Source organism: Kaustia mangrovi (assembly GCF_015482775.1).
GTDB classification, from domain to species: domain Bacteria; phylum Pseudomonadota; class Alphaproteobacteria; order Rhizobiales; family Im1; genus Kaustia; species Kaustia mangrovi.
Window position 1 is genome coordinate 3,174,840 of record NZ_CP058214.1, and the last position, 18,436, is coordinate 3,193,275.

At 67.9% G+C, this 18,436-nt stretch carries 20 protein-coding genes; 9 read left to right on the forward strand and 11 right to left on the reverse strand.

Going from position 1 to position 18,436, the window contains the following annotated elements; all coding sequences use genetic code 11:
* Nucleotides 1-65: 65 nt before the first annotated feature.
* Both HW532_RS14755 and HW532_RS14760 read right to left on the reverse strand, forming a co-directional pair.
* The gene (locus HW532_RS14755) at nucleotides 66-416 is read right to left on the reverse strand and encodes a septal ring lytic transglycosylase RlpA family protein (protein WP_213164594.1); all 351 of its coding nucleotides are present in this window, start codon (nucleotides 414-416) and stop codon (nucleotides 66-68) included.
* A 164-nt stretch (nucleotides 417-580) separates the two neighbouring features.
* On the reverse strand, nucleotides 581-1,558 hold the full coding sequence (locus HW532_RS14760; RefSeq protein WP_213161194.1) for a zinc-dependent alcohol dehydrogenase: 978 nt from the start codon (nucleotides 1,556-1,558) through the stop codon (nucleotides 581-583).
* Between the two features lie 248 nt (nucleotides 1,559-1,806).
* Here HW532_RS14760 and argB point away from each other — a divergent pair, with 248 nt between their 5' ends.
* Both argB and HW532_RS14770 read left to right on the forward strand, forming a co-directional pair.
* The gene (argB, locus tag HW532_RS14765) at nucleotides 1,807-2,742 is read left to right on the forward strand and encodes an acetylglutamate kinase (protein ID WP_213161195.1); all 936 of its coding nucleotides are present in this window, start codon (nucleotides 1,807-1,809) and stop codon (nucleotides 2,740-2,742) included.
* On the forward strand, nucleotides 2,732-3,436 hold the full coding sequence (locus HW532_RS14770) for a pyrimidine 5'-nucleotidase (protein WP_213161196.1): 705 nt from the start codon (nucleotides 2,732-2,734) through the stop codon (nucleotides 3,434-3,436). The genes argB and HW532_RS14770 overlap by 11 nt, the downstream gene beginning before the upstream one ends.
* A gap of 119 nt (nucleotides 3,437-3,555) precedes the next feature.
* Here the strand turns inward: HW532_RS14770 and HW532_RS14775 are convergent, their stop codons facing one another.
* Both HW532_RS14775 and HW532_RS14780 read right to left on the reverse strand, forming a co-directional pair.
* A complete protein-coding gene (locus HW532_RS14775) occupies nucleotides 3,556-4,575 on the reverse strand; it encodes a nucleotidyltransferase family protein (RefSeq protein WP_213161197.1) in 1,020 nt (339 codons plus the stop codon).
* A 320-nt stretch (nucleotides 4,576-4,895) separates the two neighbouring features.
* Complete coding sequence (locus HW532_RS14780; protein ID WP_213161198.1) at nucleotides 4,896-5,894, reverse strand: GlxA family transcriptional regulator; 999 nt, start codon at nucleotides 5,892-5,894, stop codon at nucleotides 4,896-4,898.
* A gap of 170 nt (nucleotides 5,895-6,064) precedes the next feature.
* On the opposite strand from HW532_RS14780, the gene HW532_RS14785 reads away from it, so the two are divergent.
* From HW532_RS14785 to HW532_RS14805, 5 genes are all read left to right on the forward strand, one after another.
* On the forward strand, nucleotides 6,065-6,361 hold the full coding sequence (locus HW532_RS14785) for a nickel-binding protein (protein WP_213161199.1): 297 nt from the start codon (nucleotides 6,065-6,067) through the stop codon (nucleotides 6,359-6,361).
* A 187-nt stretch (nucleotides 6,362-6,548) separates the two neighbouring features.
* Nucleotides 6,549-7,391, forward strand: a complete 843-nt coding sequence (gene dapD / locus HW532_RS14790) for a 2,3,4,5-tetrahydropyridine-2,6-dicarboxylate N-succinyltransferase (protein WP_213161200.1) — start codon at nucleotides 6,549-6,551, stop codon at nucleotides 7,389-7,391.
* A 93-nt stretch (nucleotides 7,392-7,484) separates the two neighbouring features.
* Nucleotides 7,485-7,958, forward strand: a complete 474-nt coding sequence (locus HW532_RS14795) for a DUF805 domain-containing protein (RefSeq protein ID WP_213161201.1) — start codon at nucleotides 7,485-7,487, stop codon at nucleotides 7,956-7,958.
* Between the two features lie 53 nt (nucleotides 7,959-8,011).
* Nucleotides 8,012-9,214, forward strand: coding sequence for a succinyl-diaminopimelate desuccinylase (gene dapE, locus HW532_RS14800; protein WP_213161202.1), 1,203 nt, complete (start codon nucleotides 8,012-8,014; stop codon nucleotides 9,212-9,214).
* Nucleotides 9,215-9,218: 4 nt separating this feature from the next.
* The gene (locus HW532_RS14805) at nucleotides 9,219-9,803 is read left to right on the forward strand and encodes a hypothetical protein (protein WP_213161203.1); all 585 of its coding nucleotides are present in this window, start codon (nucleotides 9,219-9,221) and stop codon (nucleotides 9,801-9,803) included.
* A gap of 9 nt (nucleotides 9,804-9,812) precedes the next feature.
* Here the strand turns inward: HW532_RS14805 and truA are convergent, their stop codons facing one another.
* Genes truA through def form a run of 3 tightly spaced genes read right to left on the reverse strand, consistent with a single transcriptional unit; the run spans nucleotide 9,813 to nucleotide 12,069 of the window.
* Nucleotides 9,813-10,553, reverse strand: a complete 741-nt coding sequence (truA, locus tag HW532_RS14810) for a tRNA pseudouridine(38-40) synthase TruA (RefSeq protein ID WP_213161204.1) — start codon at nucleotides 10,551-10,553, stop codon at nucleotides 9,813-9,815.
* 33 nt (nucleotides 10,554-10,586) lie between these two features.
* Nucleotides 10,587-11,516: a methionyl-tRNA formyltransferase gene (gene fmt, locus HW532_RS14815; RefSeq protein WP_213161205.1), complete on the reverse strand. Its 930-nt coding sequence runs from the start codon at nucleotides 11,514-11,516 to the stop codon at nucleotides 10,587-10,589.
* 31 nt (nucleotides 11,517-11,547) lie between these two features.
* A complete protein-coding gene (gene def, locus HW532_RS14820) occupies nucleotides 11,548-12,069 on the reverse strand; it encodes a peptide deformylase (protein WP_213161206.1) in 522 nt (173 codons plus the stop codon).
* A 182-nt stretch (nucleotides 12,070-12,251) separates the two neighbouring features.
* Here def and HW532_RS14825 point away from each other — a divergent pair, with 182 nt between their 5' ends.
* Nucleotides 12,252-13,424: a DNA recombination protein RmuC gene (locus HW532_RS14825; protein WP_213161207.1), complete on the forward strand. Its 1,173-nt coding sequence runs from the start codon at nucleotides 12,252-12,254 to the stop codon at nucleotides 13,422-13,424.
* A 29-nt stretch (nucleotides 13,425-13,453) separates the two neighbouring features.
* Here HW532_RS14825 and HW532_RS14830 read toward each other — a convergent pair whose 3' ends face one another.
* Nucleotides 13,454-13,873, reverse strand: coding sequence for a pilus assembly protein TadG-related protein (locus HW532_RS14830; RefSeq protein WP_213161208.1), 420 nt, complete (start codon nucleotides 13,871-13,873; stop codon nucleotides 13,454-13,456).
* Between the two features lie 293 nt (nucleotides 13,874-14,166).
* On the opposite strand from HW532_RS14830, the gene HW532_RS14835 reads away from it, so the two are divergent.
* Nucleotides 14,167-15,570 (forward strand): AmpG family muropeptide MFS transporter, encoded by a 1,404-nt coding sequence (locus tag HW532_RS14835; protein ID WP_213161209.1) that lies wholly within the window; start codon nucleotides 14,167-14,169, stop codon nucleotides 15,568-15,570.
* On the opposite strand, the gene recR is transcribed toward HW532_RS14835, so the two are convergent.
* Genes recR through HW532_RS14850 form a run of 3 tightly spaced genes read right to left on the reverse strand, consistent with a single transcriptional unit; the run spans nucleotide 15,564 to nucleotide 18,389 of the window.
* Nucleotides 15,564-16,169, reverse strand: a complete 606-nt coding sequence (gene recR / locus HW532_RS14840; RefSeq protein ID WP_213161210.1) for a recombination mediator RecR — start codon at nucleotides 16,167-16,169, stop codon at nucleotides 15,564-15,566. The two genes, HW532_RS14835 and recR, sit on opposite strands and share 7 nt — an antisense overlap.
* Nucleotides 16,170-16,203: 34 nt before the next feature.
* Nucleotides 16,204-16,527, reverse strand: a complete 324-nt coding sequence (locus tag HW532_RS14845; RefSeq protein WP_213161211.1) for a YbaB/EbfC family nucleoid-associated protein — start codon at nucleotides 16,525-16,527, stop codon at nucleotides 16,204-16,206.
* Entirely contained in the window at nucleotides 16,524-18,389 is a 1,866-nt protein-coding gene (locus HW532_RS14850; protein ID WP_213161212.1) for a DNA polymerase III subunit gamma/tau, read from the reverse strand. Before HW532_RS14850 ends, HW532_RS14845 begins: the two co-directional genes overlap by 4 nt.
* Nucleotides 18,390-18,436: the final 47 nt, after the last annotated feature.

Genomic DNA, 18,436 nt, shown 5'->3' on the forward strand with positions numbered 1-18,436 from the left:
CGGCGGGGGCGTGTACGATAGTCGGGGGAGGAGGCGCGGGCCGGGCCGGGCCGGTTCTGGCTGGCTCAGAGAACCGTCATGCGGACCTTCGCCACGCCGGCCTTGATGATGCCGAGCTTCCTGGCGGCCCCGCGCGACAGGTCGATGATCCGGTTGCGGATGAAGGGGCCGCGGTCATTGATGCGCACGACGACGGACCGGCCCGACTTGACATGCTCGACCTTCACCTTGGTGCCGAAGGGAAGCGAGCGGTGGGCCGCGGTCAGCCCCGACGGGTCGAAGCGCTCGCCCGATGCGGTGTGGCTGCCGCTGGCATAATAGGAGGCGAGGCCGACCTGCGTGCTGCTGGAGGCGGAGGCGCCGGTCATCATGCCCGCAAGTGCGAGCGCGCCGAGGAACATCGTGCGACGGGTCATCATCGATAGGGTCCCGGGGTTTGCCGGCCCGATACCGGCGGCTTCCCGGTCGGGCCTGCATTGCCATGCGGGCCGGATAGGGAAGCCATGCTTACCGATTGCGTGCCAGTGTACTGGCACGAGGATTGGGCGACTTTGTGGCAGGCCCGCCGCGTTTTTGACCGTCAGGTGAAGTCGATGCGCGCCTTCACCACGCCGTCGGCGCAGTGGTGGGCCGCCTCGAAGGCCTCGCGGATGTCGTCCAGGCGATAGGCGCTGCGGGTCAGCGGCTCGACGGGGAGATCGCCGCGGGCGACATGATCGACGGCTTGCCGGAAGGAAGCGAGGTCGGCTTCCTCCTGGGAGCTGTGGGTCGAGATCAGCGTGAGGCGGCGCAGGAAGACGTCGCCGAAGGGAAAGCCGTCCATCGTCATGCTCTCCGGCATGCCGAAGAGGAGCACGCGGGCCTCGTCGGCGGCGAGCCGGATCGCACTGGCGCGCGATGCGTCGCGCCCGGCGGCTTCCACCACGAAGGGCGCGCCGCCGCTGCCGGCCACGTCGCGAACCGCGTCGGCCACCGGGTCTCCCGCCGGGTCGAGCGCCAGATCGGCGCCATAGCTGGCCGAAAGCGCCCTGCGGCCGGCATCGGGCTCGATGGCGATGACCGTCCTCACCCCGCGCCGCTTGAGCAGCCAGGTGAAGAACAGGCCGATGGCGCCCTGGCCCGAGACCACCGCGCAGTCCGGCGTCCCGCTATCGCCGAGCGCCTGCTTCAGCCCGAAGATGGCGGTGCCGAAGGGCTGGGCGACGACCAGATGGTCGGGCCGCGCGCCCTGCGGCAGGGCGACCAGATAGGCCGGGTCGATGAGCTGGTAGTCGGCGAAGCACGCCGCCTCCTCGACATTCGGCGCGGTCAGCACCACCGTGCCCGCGGGAAAGCGCGGATCGTCGCTGTCGACCACCTCGCCGACCCCCTCGTGGCCCGGCGCGCCGGGCCGGGCGGGGCCATCCATGGGGCCGAGCGGCATATAGACGGCATGGAGGTCGCTGCCGCACAGCGAGGCCTGCAGCATGCGCACAAGGACCTTGCCCGGGCGGGGCTGGAGATCGGGCACCTCTATGCAGTCGATGATGCCGGGGCGTTCGAACCGTGCAGCCTTCATGGCGTTCTGTCTTCCTGTCGGGCGGTGGCGGAGCGGCAAGGAGAGGCGTTTTCTGGAATAGAGCGTCGCGGGCGCTCTGGCAACCATGGGCGGGCTGGACATTGCGTTCGCGGTGAACGAGGCTCTTTGGTGTCTTGCCGCTTTCGGTTATAAGGCCGCAAAAAACCGCATCGCATGGGAGGAGCTTGCCCGCGTCCGGACGGACGGGGACGGCCCGTTCCGGCGACCGGCAGCGAGAAGGACAAGCGATGACGAAGCCCTCCGGCGAGACGGCCGTTCCCCATATTTCGCGCGAGGACAAGGCGAAGGTGCTCTCCGAGGCCCTTCCCTTCATGCAGCGCTATGACGGGCGAACGGTCGTGGTCAAATATGGCGGGCACGCCATGGGCTCGCCGGAACTGTCGCGCCGCTTCGCCCGCGACATCGTCCAGCTCAAGCAGAGCGGCATCAACCCCATCGTGGTCCATGGCGGCGGGCCGCAGATCGGCAGGATGCTGGAGCGGCTGCAGATCAACTCCGCCTTCGAGGACGGCTTGCGCGTGACCGACCGCGAGACCGTCGGCGTGGTGGAGATGGTGCTCGCCGGCTCGATCAACAAGCAGGTCGTCGCCGACATCCAGTATGCCGGCGGGCGTGCCATCGGCATTTCCGGCAAGGATGGCAACCTCGTCGTCGCGCGCAAGCTGCGCCGCACCCGCAAGGACCCCGATTCCAACATCGAGCGTATCCTCGATCTCGGCTTCGTCGGCGAGCCCGAGGAGGTCAATGCCGACGTTCTGGAAGGCATCGCGGCGAGCGACGCGATCCCCGTGATCGCGCCGATCGGAACCTCGCCGGAGGGCGACACCTACAATATCAACGCCGATACCTTCGCCGGCGCCATCGCGGTGGCGACGGGGGCGAAGCGCCTGCTGCTGCTCACCGACGTGGAGGGCGTGCTCGACCGGAACAAGCGGCTCATCCGCGAGCTGAGCCTTGCCGAGGCGCGCCGGCTCGTCCATGACGGCACGATCTCCGGCGGCATGATCCCGAAGATCGAGACCTGCATCTCCGTCGTCGAGCAGGGGGTCGAGGGCGCGGTCATCCTCGACGGGCGCGTGCCGCACATCGTGCTCTTGGAGCTGTTCACCGAGCACGGCGTGGGCACCCGCGTCTCCATGACGGGAGCGAGCGATGACGACTAAGGCCCCCGCCTTCCACGAGGTCGAGACCTGGATCTTCGATCTCGACAACACGCTCTATCCGGCGAACTGCCGGCTGTTCGACCAGATCGACGAGCGCATGGGCGCCTTCATCGCCGAGCGCCTGTCGGTCGACCGCGCGGAGGCGCGTCGCATCCAGAAGACGTTCTTCTTCGAGCACGGCACCACGCTGCGCGGCCTGATGACGGTCCACGATGTGGAACCGGCGGACTTCCTGAGCTTTGTCCACGATATCGACCACTCGCCGGTGACCGCCAACGAGGCGCTGTCGGCCGAGCTCGCGCGGCTGCCCGGCCGCAAGCTCATCTATACCAACGGCACGGTCGCCCATGCCGAATGCGTGCTCGACCGGCTGGGCGTCGGCGGGCATTTCGACGACATCTTCGACATCCAGGCGGCGAACTACCTGCCGAAGCCGGAGATGGACGCCTATCGCCGCTTCATCGCCCATGCCGGGATCGACGCCCGCCGCGCGGCCATGTTCGAGGACATCGCCCGCAACCTGGAAGCGCCCCATGCGCTCGGCATGACGACGGTGCTGGTCAGGAGCGACGACAACGAGGACTCCGCCCTGATCGGCCGCCTGAATGGCGACAGCGAGGCGGAACCGCACGTCCACCACGTCACCGACGACCTCGCCGGCTTCCTCGGCGCCATTGCGAAACGGGAAGCATAGCGTTTCGGGGTGAGATGCGGTCGTGTACGGCTCGCGGACGTCGAGCGCGAAGATGCTGAATGGCTGACTTGCGGAAAGAGCGAGGCTTCCCTCCGCCAGATGGGACGCATGTCGGCGTATCAAACCAAGGCCGAGAGCCGTTCTGCCGTCGCGGGCATATGTTTCAGGCTTGTCTTGATCCTGTCCCGCCAGCGAGGGCCGCGCGATAGCGCGTCCTCGTAAGCTTCGGCGAGGTCGTCCGGGCGGTCCTCGGACAGAACCGCCACAAGGAACTCCGCCTGCGCGCGGTCCTTTCGAGCCTTCAGCCGCTCGGGGGCGCCGCGGCGCCGGTCGGCCACGATCAACTTATGTATGGCGAAGCGCTCGGGCCGCGGCGCCTGGACCAGAACGCCGGAGCGGTAGAGAGCAACCGCATGAATCGGGTCCGCGATGAGATAGTTCAGGTAGTTCAGGGCCTGGGCACTCACTCCCAGTGCGGGCAATGGCTTGATCCCTTCGGTCCCGAAGGCCGGTGTCAGGAACTCGACCATGGTCTCCGAGCGGCTCTGACGCCATTTCCAGACTTGTCGATCGTTCAGTCCGGGAACCGGATCGAACTTTAGCACCTTGAGGATCTCGGCAGGGCTTTCTTCGACCTTGTCGTCCAGAACGACCGAGAGCCGTTCGAAACTGGCGAAATCGATGTCGCCGGTCTGGGCCAGCTCCTCATGGTCCATGCGCACCCCGAGCTCGCCTTGGTAGAGGCTGTAGGCCGATGTCCCCACGAGGGTTCCGCCAAGACGGAACACTCCCGCCCGGGCAAAGGCCAGAAGTATCGAACCGGTCTGGCGATCGGTCGTGATGAAGCCTTCGGCCCGAAGCGTCCTGGCAAGTCTGGCCATCCGCTTCTTGCGCATGTCCGCCTCGGCCCGCAGCGCTTCCGCGCGCTCCAGGCGCGCGCGCAGCTCCGGCTTGTCCTCGCCGAGATAGCGGCTCATCATCTCGGTTCCGATCCGGAAGCGCTCGTAGAGATAGGTTCGTCCGTTGCGGCGCCGCTCCTCTATGGTGCCAATCAGGTTGGAGGCCCTTTCATCGAGATGAAGGCGTAACAGGTCCTGATAGGCCACAACGGCCGAACGGCTGTGGGCAGCGATCTCCATGTCCGATCCGTTCCTCGTGTCTGTGTGCATCAAATAATATATTGCTGCACACAAACTCAAGTGTGTAGCTGGAAAATTATTGCTGCCCACATCGATCCTGCCGTTTCCCCGCGTCCCTTCGAAGCGAGTTGACAGGCGCCGACTCCTCGATGGTCTGCCGCATGCTTTTTGGCCACGTTCACCAGAGACCCGTTCCATGAGCCACGACGATCTCAGATCCACCATCGAGCGTGCCTTCGAGGCGCGCGACACCGTCACGACCGGCACCCGGGGCGAGGTCCACGATACCGTGGAAGTCCCTTTCGGGCGCCGTCTTGAGATCAGGCGTGGCGGAATCGAAAGCGTTCGCGATAGGATGCCGGGGTCATGCCGATATGGCGTTTGAAAACACGCCGGAAAAAAGCGGTATCTTCGTAGCCCACCGAACTACCCACCTGCTGGATTGAGTGGGCCCCGTCCTCGAGCATCCTGCGCGCCGCCGCGACGCGAACCATCTGCAAATATGCACCCGGCAGAGACCCGGTAGCGTCTTTGAAGCGGCGCATGAGTGTGCGGCGACTCATTCCCGCCATGTCTGCGAGTTCGTTGATGGGAACCTCGCGTTGAAAATTTGCGATGAGATGATCCTCGAGTTGCCGAACCTTGCTGTCTTCGTGCGGGCGACCGAGGGGAAGGATTGCATATCCCAACTGGTTCAAGCGTGGCATGTCGAGCAAGAGCGCCTTGGAGCATTCGACCGAAACCCTGTGGCCACACAATCTCTCGACGAGGTAAAGGCTGAGGTCGGTCGCAGCGTTCACTCCTCCTCCACAGAAGAGTCCGGCATCCTCGGTGATGAGCATGTCGGTGCGCCAATCGACCTTCGGATACCGCCTCCGGAACGTGTCGGCGACGCCCCAGTGGGTGGTGGCGCGTCGTCCATCCAGCAGACCTGCCTCCGCCAGGAAGGCAACGCCGGAACAGACGCCGGCGACAAGGGTGCCGTCGTGATATCGGTCGGCTAGCCAAGGCAGCAGAGCTGCGTGGCGTGACATCCACTTGGACGGCAAGAGTCCCGATGCGGAAACCATGACGAGGTCGGCTCGGCCGACATCCGCGATACTGCTGTCGGGAGAGATGCGTAGACCATAAGCACTCTCGATCGGATCGCCGTCGATCGAGGCCATTTTCACTCGGAATCGTGGTTGGGGATCGCCGCCGCGCATCTCGTTGAACATGCTGCCAGCGGACGCGAAGACCTCGATCGGACCGACAGCCGTCGAGGCGTAGCCTTCGTTGACCAGGACGATCACCACGTCCAGCTTGCCGTTTTCAGCCATTTCCCTTGCTCGCTGCGTGGCGACATGGTCTCGAAAATCTGGCGTAAATTCCAGCCCGACTGCGACTCTTGGCACTTTCGCCTCCGCGGTTTGTCAGGATCGCGGGCTACCTCCCGGGCGTGTCGGGCGCGATATTCGGGGTCAGACGCAACGCAGACAGGAGGCTAGCAATGGATCTCTACATTATCCGCCGCAGAGGCATCTGGGCCGACGAAAGCGAAATCGAGGCGACCAACGAGAAGTCGCTTCAAGTCGGCAGGGAGATGGCAGACAGGCTGCGCTGGATTCGCAGCTACGCGGTCACCGAGGACGACGGACGCATCGGCTCAGTCTGCATCTACGAGGCCGAGGACGCCGACGCGATCCGCGAACATGGACGACGTATCGGCGCGCCGAGCGAGGAGTTCCAGATCGTTCGCGGCGCTGTGGTGAAGCAGCCCGATCCGCAGCCTGTGCATTACGGTTAAGGTTCGCGCCTGCGGCGACTTTCCAAAATGTCATACGGATTGTTCTCGCCGCAGGCGCTGACCGTTGCGGGGGGCAGGGCCGACATTCAAGCCCGTTTCCCGCCTCCCTCCGAAGCGAGTTGACAGGCGCCGACTCCTCGATACTCTGCCGCCTGCTTTTTCGCCGCGTTCTCCGGAGACCCGTTCCATGAGCCACGACGATCTCAGATCCACCATCGAGCGTGCCTTCGAGGCGCGCGACACCGTCACGACCGACACCCGGGGCGAGGTCCGCGATGCCGTGGAGGCCGCGCTCGGCCTGCTCGACCGCGGCGAGGCCCGCGTGGCGGAGAAGCGCGACGGCGAATGGCACGCCAATGAATGGCTCAAGAAGGCGGTGCTGCTCTCCTTCCGGCTGAACGACATGACGGCCATCCCCGGGGGGCCGGGCCGCGCGCAGTGGTGGGACAAGGTGCCCTCCAAGTTCGACGGCTGGGGCGAGGCGGAGTTCCGCTCCGCGGGCTTCCGCGCGGTGCCGAACTGCGTGGTGCGCCGGTCGGCCTATGTGGCGCCGGGCGTCGTGCTCATGCCGAGCTTCGTCAATCTCGGTGCCTATGTGGACGAGGGCACCATGGTCGACACATGGGTGACGGTCGGCTCCTGCGCCCAGATCGGGAAGAACTGCCACCTCTCCGGCGGCGTCGGCATCGGCGGCGTGCTGGAGCCGCTCCAGGCGACCCCGGTCGTCATCGAGGACAATTGCTTCATCGGCGCACGGTCCGAGGTCGTGGAAGGCGTGATCGTCGGCGAGGGCTCGGTGATCTCCATGGGCGTGTTCATCTCCGCCTCCACCAAGATCATCGACCGGGAGACCGGCGAGGTCTTCATCGGCCGAGTGCCGCCCTATTCGGTCGTCGTCTCCGGCTCCATGCCGGGCAAGCCGCTGCCCGACGGCACGCCGGGGCCGAGCCTCTATTGCGCCGTGATCGTCAAGCGCGTCGACGAACGCACCCGCGCCAAGACCTCGATCAACGATCTCCTGAGGAGCTGACGCGCGCTCACCCCCCGGTCCCGGTTTCTGATATCCTCCCGGCATGCGGGAGGGGACGAATCGCATTCTCGACACTTGCGAGGGAAACCGCTCATGGATTTCAGGGACCTGCTCACATCCTTCGACGGTCGCATTAGCCGGGCCAAATGGTGGCTCGGTGTGCTGATCGTCGCGGTCGCGGCCATTGTCGCGTCCGTCGTCCTCGGCATGCTGTTCGGTTGGGGGCCGACCGCCACGGGGCTCATCAACCTTATCGTCACCGTGCTCGTGGCCCTGCCGGTCACCGCCATCATGGTGAAGCGCCTGAAGGACCGCGACCGGCCCCTCTGGCTGGTGGCCGTGTTCTGGGCGCCGGCGGTCGTGACCATTCTCGGCCAGCTCCTCGGTTTCGGCTACTATACGATGGAGATCAACGGCGAGACGGTCATGATGCCGGACACCTTCGGCTGGATCGTCTCGGCCGCGAGCTTCGTCATCGGCATCTGGTCGCTCATCGAGCTCGGTATCCTGAAAGGGACCGAGGGGCCCAACCGGTACGGACCCGATCCGCTCGCCGGGAAAGGCTGACATGCGCTGCCGGTCGTTGACAGGATACCGGCGGGGAGGCCTAAATCGAACCCATGACGCGTCCCCATCAGCCTGCCGCCGATCCGGCATCCATCCTTCGCGATCTCATACGCTGCCCCTCGGTCACGCCGGCCGAGGGCGGCGCGCTCGACTGCCTGGAACGCCTGCTTGAGCCCCGGGGCTTCCGCTGCGTCCGGCTGCCCTTCGAGGCGCCGGGAACGGAGCGGGTGGACAATCTGTTCGCCCGCTTCGGCACGGGCGCGCCGCATTTCTGCTTCGCCGGCCATACCGATGTCGTGCCGCCGGGCGACGAGGCGTCCTGGACCGTTCCGCCCTTTGCCGCGGAGACGGTCGATGGCGTGCTCTACGGGCGCGGCGCGGTCGACATGAAAGGCGGTGTGGCCGCCTTCGCGGCCGCCGCGCTCGACTATCTCGGCGCCCGTGGCGAGGCGTTCGCAGGCTCCATCAGCCTCCTCGTCACCGGCGACGAGGAGGGCCCCGCCGTCAACGGCACGGTCAGGATGCTGCAATGGCTCCGGGACCATGGCGAGGTACCCGACCACTGCCTCGTCGGCGAGCCGTCGAGCGTGGACCGGCTCGGCGACACCATCAAGATCGGCCGGCGCGGCAGCCTCAACGCGACCCTGACGGTGACCGGCCGGCAGGGCCACACCGCCTATCCCCACAAGGCGCTGAACCCGGTCCCGGGCCTCGTGCGCATGCTCGACCGGCTGGCGAGCGAGCGCCTCGATGGGGGAACGGCGCATTTCGAGCCCTCCACCCTGGCGATCACCTCCGTCGATGTCGGCAATCCGGCCAGCAACGTCATTCCCGAACGCGCGACGGCGCGCCTCAATATCCGCTTCAACAGCGAGCACACCGCCGAGAGCCTGGAGCGCTGGGTGCGCGATGTCTGCGAGGCGGTGACCGGCGAGATGGGGGGCACGCTCGAACTCGCCTTCTCCTCCAATGCGGACAGCTTCGTGACGGAGCCCGGCCCCTTCGTCGATCTCGTCGCGGCCGCGGTCGGCGAGGCGACGGGGGTCGCGCCCGATCTCAATACGGGCGGGGGCACGTCCGATGCCCGCTTCATCAAGGATTATTGTCCGGTCGTGGAGTTCGGGCCCGTCAACAAGACGATCCACCAGGTCGACGAGCGCATCCCGCTCGACGAGCTCGTCGCCCTGACCGCGGTCTACCGCACGCTCCTGGAGCGTTATTTCGACCGGTTCTCCGCCGGCGGCGCGGCAGGGTGAGCCCATGACCTCGTGGGACGAGATCGCGGATGGCGTCACGGGCGCATGGCTGCTCGCCAATCGCGACGTCTCCGGCTATGGCTGCTTCAACGTCACGGCGGACGGGTTCTGGCGGTCCTTCATCGCCATCCCGCTCGTGGCGCCGCTCTATCTCTACGCCGTCGGCGCGGAGGCGGGCATCGCCGCGGACGGGGGCGAGGGTGGCGGGCCGGGGGCGGAGGGGTCCGCACTCGGCTTCTATCTCGCCAACGCCATCGCGCTCGTCGTGGAATGGGCGATCTACCCGATCGCGCTCGCCCTCGTCGCGAACACGCTCGGCATTGCGCGGCGCTACGCGGTCTATGTCATCGCCTATAACTGGTCGTCGGTGCTGATCGTCGCGGCGTTCCTTCCGCCCGTCCTGCTCTACGACGCCGGACTCGTCGGGGTGGGCGGCGCGCTCCTGCTCAATTTCGTGGTCATGCTGGCCGCGCTCTATTACCGCTGGTTCATCGCCCGGACGGCACTGGAGACGACCGGCGCTCTGGCCGCCGGGCTGGTCGCGAGCGATCTCGTGCTGAGCGTGAGCGTCAATCGACTCATCACCTGAGCGGCGTCTTCACCCGTAGTCGACGCGGGTCAGGTAGAGGCCGTCCGGCGGGGCGACGGGGCCGCAGGCGGTGCGGTCGCGGGCGTTGAGCGCGTGGCGGACGTCGTCGGGCTGCCAGGCGCCCTCGCCGACACGCTTCAGCGTTCCGGCGATGGAGCGGACCTGATTGTGCAGGAAGGAGCGCGCGGAGGTCTCGATGGTCACCGTTTCGCCGTCGCGCGAGACAGTGAGCGCATCGAGTGTCTTGAGCGGCGAGGCGGCCTGGCATTCGCTGGACCGGAAGGTCGTGAAATCGTGATGGCCGATCAGGTGGCGCGCGCCGGCCGCCATGGCGGCCGCGTCGAGCGGGCGGGCGACGAGCCAGGCCTGGCCGCGCGCGAGCGTCAGCGGGCTGCGGCGATTGACGATCCTGTAGCGGTAATGGCGACGCGTCGCGGAGAAGCGCGCATGGAAGCCGTCATCCACCGTCTGCGCGGAGAGGATGGCGATGGGGGCCGGGCGCAGATGATGGTTGAGCGCGTCGCGCACCGTGTCCTCCGGCCAGTCGCGCTCAAGATCGATATGGGCGACCTGGCCCAGCGCGTGGACGCCCGCATCGGTCCGCCCCGCGCCGTGGGCGGCGACGGCCGAGCCCGTCAGGGCCGCGGCCGCCTCCTCGATGGCGCCCTGGACGCTTGGCCCGTTCGCCTGGCGCTGCCAGCCGACAAAGGGACCGCCGTCATATTCGATGGTGAGCTTGTAGCGGGGCATGGCTGCAATCGTTCGGGGCCGGCGGCTCGCGCGTCAAGCGAGAACCGTGCCCGCCGGCACCTTGTGGCCGCGCAGGAAGTCCTGCGCCATGGCCGCCGCCTTGCCCTCGCGCTGGAGCCTGACGAGGCGGATCGCCCCCTCGCCACAGGCTATGGTGAGCGCGTCGTCGAGCACCTCGCCCGGCGCTCCGTTGCCCTCCGCCAGGGTCGCGGCGAGCACCTTCACGCGCCGGCGCGCGCCGCCTGTCTCCATCTCGAACCATGCGCCGGGAAAGGGCGACAGGCCGCGGATGCGGTCGTGCACCTCGCGGGCCGGCAGCGAGAAGTCGATGCGCGCTTCCGCCTTGTCGATCTTGACGGCATAGGTCACGCCGCCGTCGGGCTGGGGCACGCAGTCGAGCGCGCCGCGCGACAGCGCTGCGAGCGCGCGCGCCATGAGCGTCGCACCGATGGCGGCCATCGCGTCGTGCAACTCGCCGGCCGTCGTCTCCGGGCCGATCGGGACGCGCTCGGCGAGGCAGACCGGCCCGGTGTCGAGCCCCTCGTCCATGCGCATCACGGTGGCGGCGGTCTCGGTGTCGCCTGCCATGATGGCGCGCTGAATGGGCGCCGCGCCGCGCCAGCGCGGCAGGCGCGAGGCATGAAGATTGAGGCAGCCATGGCCGGGCGCGTCGAGGATGGGGCGCGGCAGGATCAGCCCGTAGGCGACGACCACGGCGACATCGGCGCCAAGCGCTGCGAAGGCCTCCTGCTCGCCTTGTGCCTTCAGCGAGGTCGGCGTGCGCACGGGCAGGCCGTGCGCATTGGCGAAATCGTGGACGGGGGAGGGCCGTTCGCTCATCCCGCGCCCGGCCTTGCGCGGCGGCTGGGTATAGACCGCCGCCACCTCATGGCCCTGGCCCAGGATCTCGCCGAGCGTGGGCACGGCGAAGTCCGGCGTTCCCATGAAGACGACGCGTAACATGGCGTTTCCCTGTCGGTGGGGAGAGGGGGGACTATTCCGCGGCCTGGCCGTGGCGCTTGGCCTTGGCGAAGCGCTTGACGATCCGCTCCCGCTTCAGCCTGGAGAGATGGTCGATGAACAGGATGCCGTTGGTGTGGTCGACCTCGTGCTGGACGCAGGTGGCGAGCAGGCCGTCGCAATGCATCTCCTGCTCCGCGCCGTCGCGGTCGAGGAAGCGGACCTTCACCTCCGCCGGGCGCGTCACGACATCGTTGACATCCGGGATGGACAGGCAGCCCTCCTCGTACTCGCTTTCCGCCTCCGACGCCCACACGATCTCCGGATTGATCAGGAACAGAGGGTCGGCCTCCTCGTCCTCCTTCGCGAGGTCGATCACGACGAGACGCTTCGGAACTCCGATCTGGACGGCGGCAAGCCCGATGCCGGGCGCGTCGTACATGGTCTCCAGCATGTCGTCGAGCAGCGCGCGCACCTCGTCCGTCACCGCGGGCACGGTTTCGGACGGCGCCTTCAGCACCGGATCGGGAATCTTGACAATCTCGCGTATGGCCATCGGATGTCCTCCGCTCCGTCACATAGGCAAAGTGTCCTCGCCGGTCAACGTCAAGCTGGGTCGCAGGGGAATTTCCAGGGCATTCTCTATTTGTTCACGATTTGGTCTCGACAGGGGCGCGAATCCGGATAGAGTCGGGCGAGGTGCCGCCGATACAGGCGAGGGACTGCGAGGCGGAGGCGATGATTCTGGACCAGCCGGCATTCGGGCTTGGCGCTCACACGGTCAGCCTGGGCGAGGCGTTGGTCGGTCTGGCGGCGATCGTGCTGGCGCTGCTCGCTGCGATGGCGGTCGGGCTGTGGCGCGCGAGTGCCGCGCGAAAGGAGGCCGCTCGGCGCAGCGGCGAGCTCGAATACCGGCTTGCGGAAATGGCGGGCCAGCTTCGCTCCTTCGCGGAGGCGACGGCTGAGCGCGACAGCCATCTCGCCCACAGGCTCGATGCGCGCCTCGACCAGGTGTCCTCGCGGCTCGGCCAGAACCTCACCGACACGACGCAGCGCACAGCGGACTCGCTGAGCAAGCTGCATGAGCGCCTTGCCGTGATCGACACCGCGCAGAAAAACATCACCGAGCTCACCACCCAGATGGTCGGGCTGCAGGACGTCCTGTCCAACAAGCAGGCGCGCGGCGCCTTCGGGCAGGCGCGCATGGAGGCCATCGTCCGCGACGGCCTGCCGGCGGGCGCCTATACGTTCCAGGCGACGCTCTCCAACAACACCCGGCCCGACTGCGTGGTCGATCTGCCGGAGAGCGGCCTCAAGCTGGTCATCGACGCGAAGTTTCCGCTCGAGGCGTTCAACGCGCTGAAGGCCGCGCGCGACGAGGGAGAAACGCGTCAGGCCGCCCAGCGCCTGCGCCGCGACGTTTCCGTCCATATCCGCGACATCGCCCAGAAATACCTGATCGCCGGGGAGACGCACGACACCGCCATCCTGTTCGTGCCTTCGGAGTCGCTCTATGCGGATCTCTACGAGACCTTCGAGGATCTCATCCAGCGCGCCCACCGCGCACGCGTCATCCTCGCCTCGCCCAACATCCTGATGCTCGTCGTCCAGACGCTGCAGGCGGTGTTCAAGGACGCCCGGATGCGCGAGCAGGCCGGGCTGATCAAGTCGGAGGTCGCCGCGATTCTGGCCGATGTGGAGCGGCTGAACGACCGCGTGACGGATCTGCGCAAGCATTTCGGCCAGGCGTCGCAGGATATCGACAGGATCGCGGTCTCCTCCGACAAGATCGCCAAACGCGGCCTCAGGATCGAGCAGATGGAGCTCAAGGACGCGTCCGCACCGCAAGACGGCGATGACGGCCATGAGGGCGGCCGAAGCGAAAGCCCGCGGCTCGTGGCCGGGCGATAGGGCGTGGGACCCGACCCTCCCGGCGAAGGTCAGAATTCGCGTGCGGAGCTCCGGGGAGGCGAGCTGTTCCGAATTGGCACGGTGACCGATTCCGCAATCGCGAACTCGTGGATGCCGGCCAGGCCCATGAAGGCGGTCGCGATGGTCAGTCCGGCCGACAGGCTGATCGAGCGTTCGGTGACGTCGATGCGCGGATGGACATGCCAGCGTCCGGCGACGGCGCGGTACTTGTGGTCGAAGACGGAATGCGCCCGGATCTCGCGCTCGGCCTCGCTGAGCCCCTGTTCCGCGGCGGCCCGGGCGGCGGCGTCCATGGCATTGTGGAGCTGCATCCTCGTGATGATGCCGCGTGCGAAGTCGAAGCTGGTCGCGATCGCGCTGAGGAACACGATCACGCCCACCATGAACAGCACAGATGCGCCCGCCGAACGCAATCCGAATCCCCGCATTCGTCCCAGTGTCTCTCAAGACGGCCCGCAGGCCCCGTCCGTCAACTCCCGATCCGGCACAGCCGGGCCGGCCGGTGCGGGATACCCAGCAAATGCCGCGCCAGTTGGCAGGCCCGCACGGGCAGCCGGTCCGACCGCCCGCAAACCGATTTCGGTTCGGGGCCGTGCGATGCCTGCGGGGCGACGATGGCGTTTTCCGAAAAGTGCCTCCATTTTTCGCCATCATGCTCTAGGCTGGCGCGAATGGGGACGATTCGAGCGGACGCACCGAACAGCACTGGCAGGCATTGGCGATGACGAGCCTCGACGGATCGCAGCAGCGGCCGGACCTGCGGACACGGATATCGCGCGCGCTCGCCGTCTATCTCGAGCGCCGCGTTCTGGTCATCCTGTTCCTGGGGTTCTCGTCCGGCCTGCCGCTGGCGCTGTCGGGCTCGACCCTCGCCGTCTGGATGGCCGATTACGGTGTCGATCTGGGCCAGATCGGCCTCTACTCGCTGGTCGGCGTGCCCTACACGCTGAAATTCCTCTGGGCGCCCGTCGTCGATGCCCTCAGGGTGCCGGTCCTGTCGCGGCTCATGGGGCGGCGGCGCGGCTGGGTCGTCTTCTCCCAGCTCCTGCTCATGGCCGCCATCGTGATGCTCGGCTCGCTCGATCCGCTGACCGCGCCATGGCTGGTTGCGGCAGGCGCGCTCGCGGTGGCGCTCGCCTCCGCCACGCAGGACATCGTGATCGACGCCTTTCGCGTGGAGAGCCTCGACGAGGACCAGCAGGCCGCAGGCATGGCGTGCTTTGTCGCCGCCTACAGGGTCGGCATGCTGATCTCCACCGCAGGGGCCATCTTCGTCGTCTCCTGGCTCGAGGATGCGGGGGTGGCGCGCGGCGTCGTCTGGTTCTACGGCTATGCCGCCATGGCCGCACTCGTGCTCGTCGGCATCGCCGCGGTGGCCTTCGCGCGCGAGCCGCTCGTCGAGGAGGACGAGGTGGAAGACGCGGCGGCGGACGCGATACCCGAGGGCGACAATCCGGCGATGCGCCTGTGGACGGCGGCCGCCGGCGCCTTCGTCGACTTCCTGTCGAAGCCCTATGCCGTCGCGATCCTGCTCTTCGTGCTGCTGTTCAAGTTCTGCGACGCCTTTGCGGGCGTGATGACGGCGCCGTTCGTCATCAAGCTCGGCTTCGACAAGGCGACCTATGCCGCCGTGGTCAAGGGCGTGGGGTTCGGCGCCGTGCTCGCGGGCGGCTTTGCCGGGGGCTTCATCGCGCGGGCCCTGCCGATCACGCCCAGCCTGTGGCTCGCCGGCATCCTGCAGATCGTGTCCAACCTCGCATTCTCGTGGCTCGCCTGGGTCGGCGTGAAGACGGAGGCGCTCGCGGTCGCCATCGTGATCGAGAACTTCACCGGCGGCATCGGCACGGTGATCTTCGTGGCGTATCTCTCCAGCCTGTGCACCAACGCCACCCATACGGCGACGCAATATGCGCTCCTGTCGGCGCTTGCCGCGGTGGGGCGCACGGTGCTGGCCTCCACCTCGGGCTTCGTGGCGGAGGCGACGGGCTGGATCGTGTTCTTCGGGCTGACCGCGCTCGCAGGGCTTCCCGCGCTCGTCCTGCTCGCCTGGCTCCACCGGGTCGGCCATTTCGGCGCCATCGACCGGCAGCGCGCCGAGGCGCGGGCCGGGCAGGGCGGTCAGTAGGGCCGGCGCGCCTTGAAGGCGGCGGCGAGCGTGCCCTCGTCCAGATAGTCGAGCTCGCCGCCCACCGGTACGCCATGGGCCAGCCGCGAGACGGCGACGTCGAGGCCCTTCAGCCGCTCGGTGATGTAATGGGCCGTGGTCTGGCCGTCGACGGTCGCATTGACGGCGAGCACGATCTCGCTGACGCCTGGCTCGGCCGCGCGGCGGATCAGCCCCTCGATATTCAGGTCGTCCGGTCCGATGCCCTCGATGGCCGACAGCACCCCGCCCAGAACGTGGTAGCGGCCATTGATCGCCGCGGCGCGCTCCAGCGCCCACAGGTCGCCGACCTCCTCGACCACGCAGATGATGCCGTTGTCGCGCCGGGGATCGGTGCAGATGGTGCAGGGATCGGCGGTGTCGACATTGCCGCATTGCGAGCAGGTCACCACCTTGTCGCGGGCTTCCGCCATGGCAGAGGCCAGCGGCGTGAGCAGCTTGTCGCGGTTCTTGATGAGATGCAGGGCGACGCGCCGCGCCGAACGGGGGCCGAGCCCGGGAAGGCGTGAGAGAAGCTGGATCAGGTGCTCGATCTCGGCACCGACGATATCCCGGCTCATGGGGCCTGCCTGCTGCGTCGACGGGGCCGGCGGATCACAGGCCGAGATTGAGGCCGGGCGGCAGGGGCAGCCCGCCGGTGATCTTCTTCATCTCCTCCGCCACGGCCTCTTCCATCTTGGCGCGCGCATCGCCATGGGCGGCGACGATCAGATCCTCCAGGATTTCCTTCTCGTCGCCGGTGAGCAGGCTCGCATCGATGTCCACACCCATCATCGCGCCCTTGCCGTTGACGGTCACCGTCACCATGCCGCCGCCGGCGGTGCCCTTGATCTGCAGCTCTTCCAGCCCCGCCTGCATGTCCTGCATGCGCGACTGGAACTCCTGCATCTGCTTCATCATCTGACCGAGATCTTTCATTCCTCGTCGGGTCCTTCCGTCCCGTCATCCAGTTCGCCCGCATCCGGGTCGTCGTCGGGGGGCTCCAGGCCGCCGAACTCGCGGACATCGACGATCTCCGCGCCGGGAAACCGGCCGAGCACCGCCTGAACGACTGTGCTTTCGCGCGCCTCGCGGAACAGGCTGTCGCGCCGGTCGCGCTCCTGCTCGGCAAGCGGCTTCTCGCCCGGCTCGTTGCTGATGGCAACCCCCCAGCGCTCGCCGGTCCACTGCTCGAGCTTGCGGGCCAGCTCGTTGGAGAGCCCCTGGGGCGCATCGGGTTCGAGCGCGATCTCGATGGTCCCCGGCGCGACGCGCACGGGCCGGACATGGCGTTCGAGCGCCGTCTTGAGGCGGATGTCCCGCTTGCGCCCGACATAGGAGACGATCTCGGCGAATGTCGCAAAGCGCGTCCGGGCGGAGGCGGGGGCGGCCGTCTCGCCGGCTTCGGGGGCCGTCGCCGCGGCGGCAGCGGGCGCCGGGCCGCCGGCATGCGCGGTGGGACCGTCCTGCGGGGCCGCCTGTGCGGGGGCCGCCGGCGCGGGGCGCGCCATGGCCGCCACCTGGCCGCCGCCCGTGCCCTGGGGCGCGCCGGTCCCGGCAGCGGCGCCCGGGCCGTCGCCCATCCGGCGGATGATCTCGTCGGGCGTGGGCAGCTCGGCGGCATAGGCCATGCGGATCAGCACCATCTCCGCCGCCGCCATGGGGTTGGAGGCGTAGTTCACCTCGCCGAGGCCCTTGAGCAGCATCTGCCAGGCGCGCGTGAGGGCGGGCATGTTGATCTCGCCGGCAATCGCCACGCCGCGCGTGCGCTCCACCTCGGTGCGCGTCACGTCGTCGGCGGCGCCCGGCACGACCTTGAGCCGCGTGATCCAGTGGGTGAGCTCGGCCATGTCGGCGAGCACGCTCGCCGGGTCGGCGCCGTAGTCGTAAAGCGCCTTGAGATGCCCGAGCGCGTCGGCCGCCTCGCCGCGCAGCACCGCCTCGAACAGATCGACGATGCGGCCCCGGTCGGCGAGCCCCAGCATGTCGCGCACCGCCGCCGCCTCGATATGCGCCCCGCCATAGGCGATGGCCTGGTCGAGAAGCGAGAGCCCGTCGCGCACGGAGCCCTCCGCGGCACGGGCGATGAGCTTGAGCGCCTCGTCGTCCGCCTCGACATTCTCGGCCGCGGAGACCTTGCGGAAATGGGCGATCAGGAGCTCCGCGTCGAGCCGGCGCAGGTCGAAGCGCTGGCAGCGCGACAGCACTGTGACCGGGACCTTGCGGATCTCGGTCGTCGCGAAGATGAACTTCACATGCTCCGGCGGCTCCTCCAGCGTCTTCAGCAGCGCGTTGAACGCCGCCTTGGAGAGCATGTGAACCTCGTCGATGATGTAGACCTTGTAGCGTGCCGCGATGGGCCGGTAGCGCACGCCCTCGATGAGCTCGCGGATATCCTCCACGCCGGTGCGCGAGGCGGCGTCCATCTCGATGACGTCGGGATGGCGCGATTCGAGGATCGCCTCGCAATGCTCGCCGAAGCCGTCCATCTCCACGCTCGGCCGGTCGTCCCCGCCGGTATAGTTGAGCGCGCGCGCGATCAGCCGCGCCGTCGTCGTCTTGCCCACGCCGCGCACGCCGGTCAGCATGTAGGCCTGCGCGATGCGGCCCGCCCTGAAGGCGTTCGCCAGGGTGCGCACCATGGCGTCCTGGCCGATCAGGTCCTCGAATGTCCGTGGGCGGTATTTGCGCGCGAGAACGCGGTAGCCGGACGCCTCGCCGCCGGTCGCGTCGGCGCCGTCGGGGGACGGGTTGGCGGTCGCGCCCTGTCCCTCAGCGGGGGTGTTGTCCGTTTCGCTCAAGAATTCGTTGCCCGTAACCGGAGCGCGTTCCCGGCACCGTTTTCAGA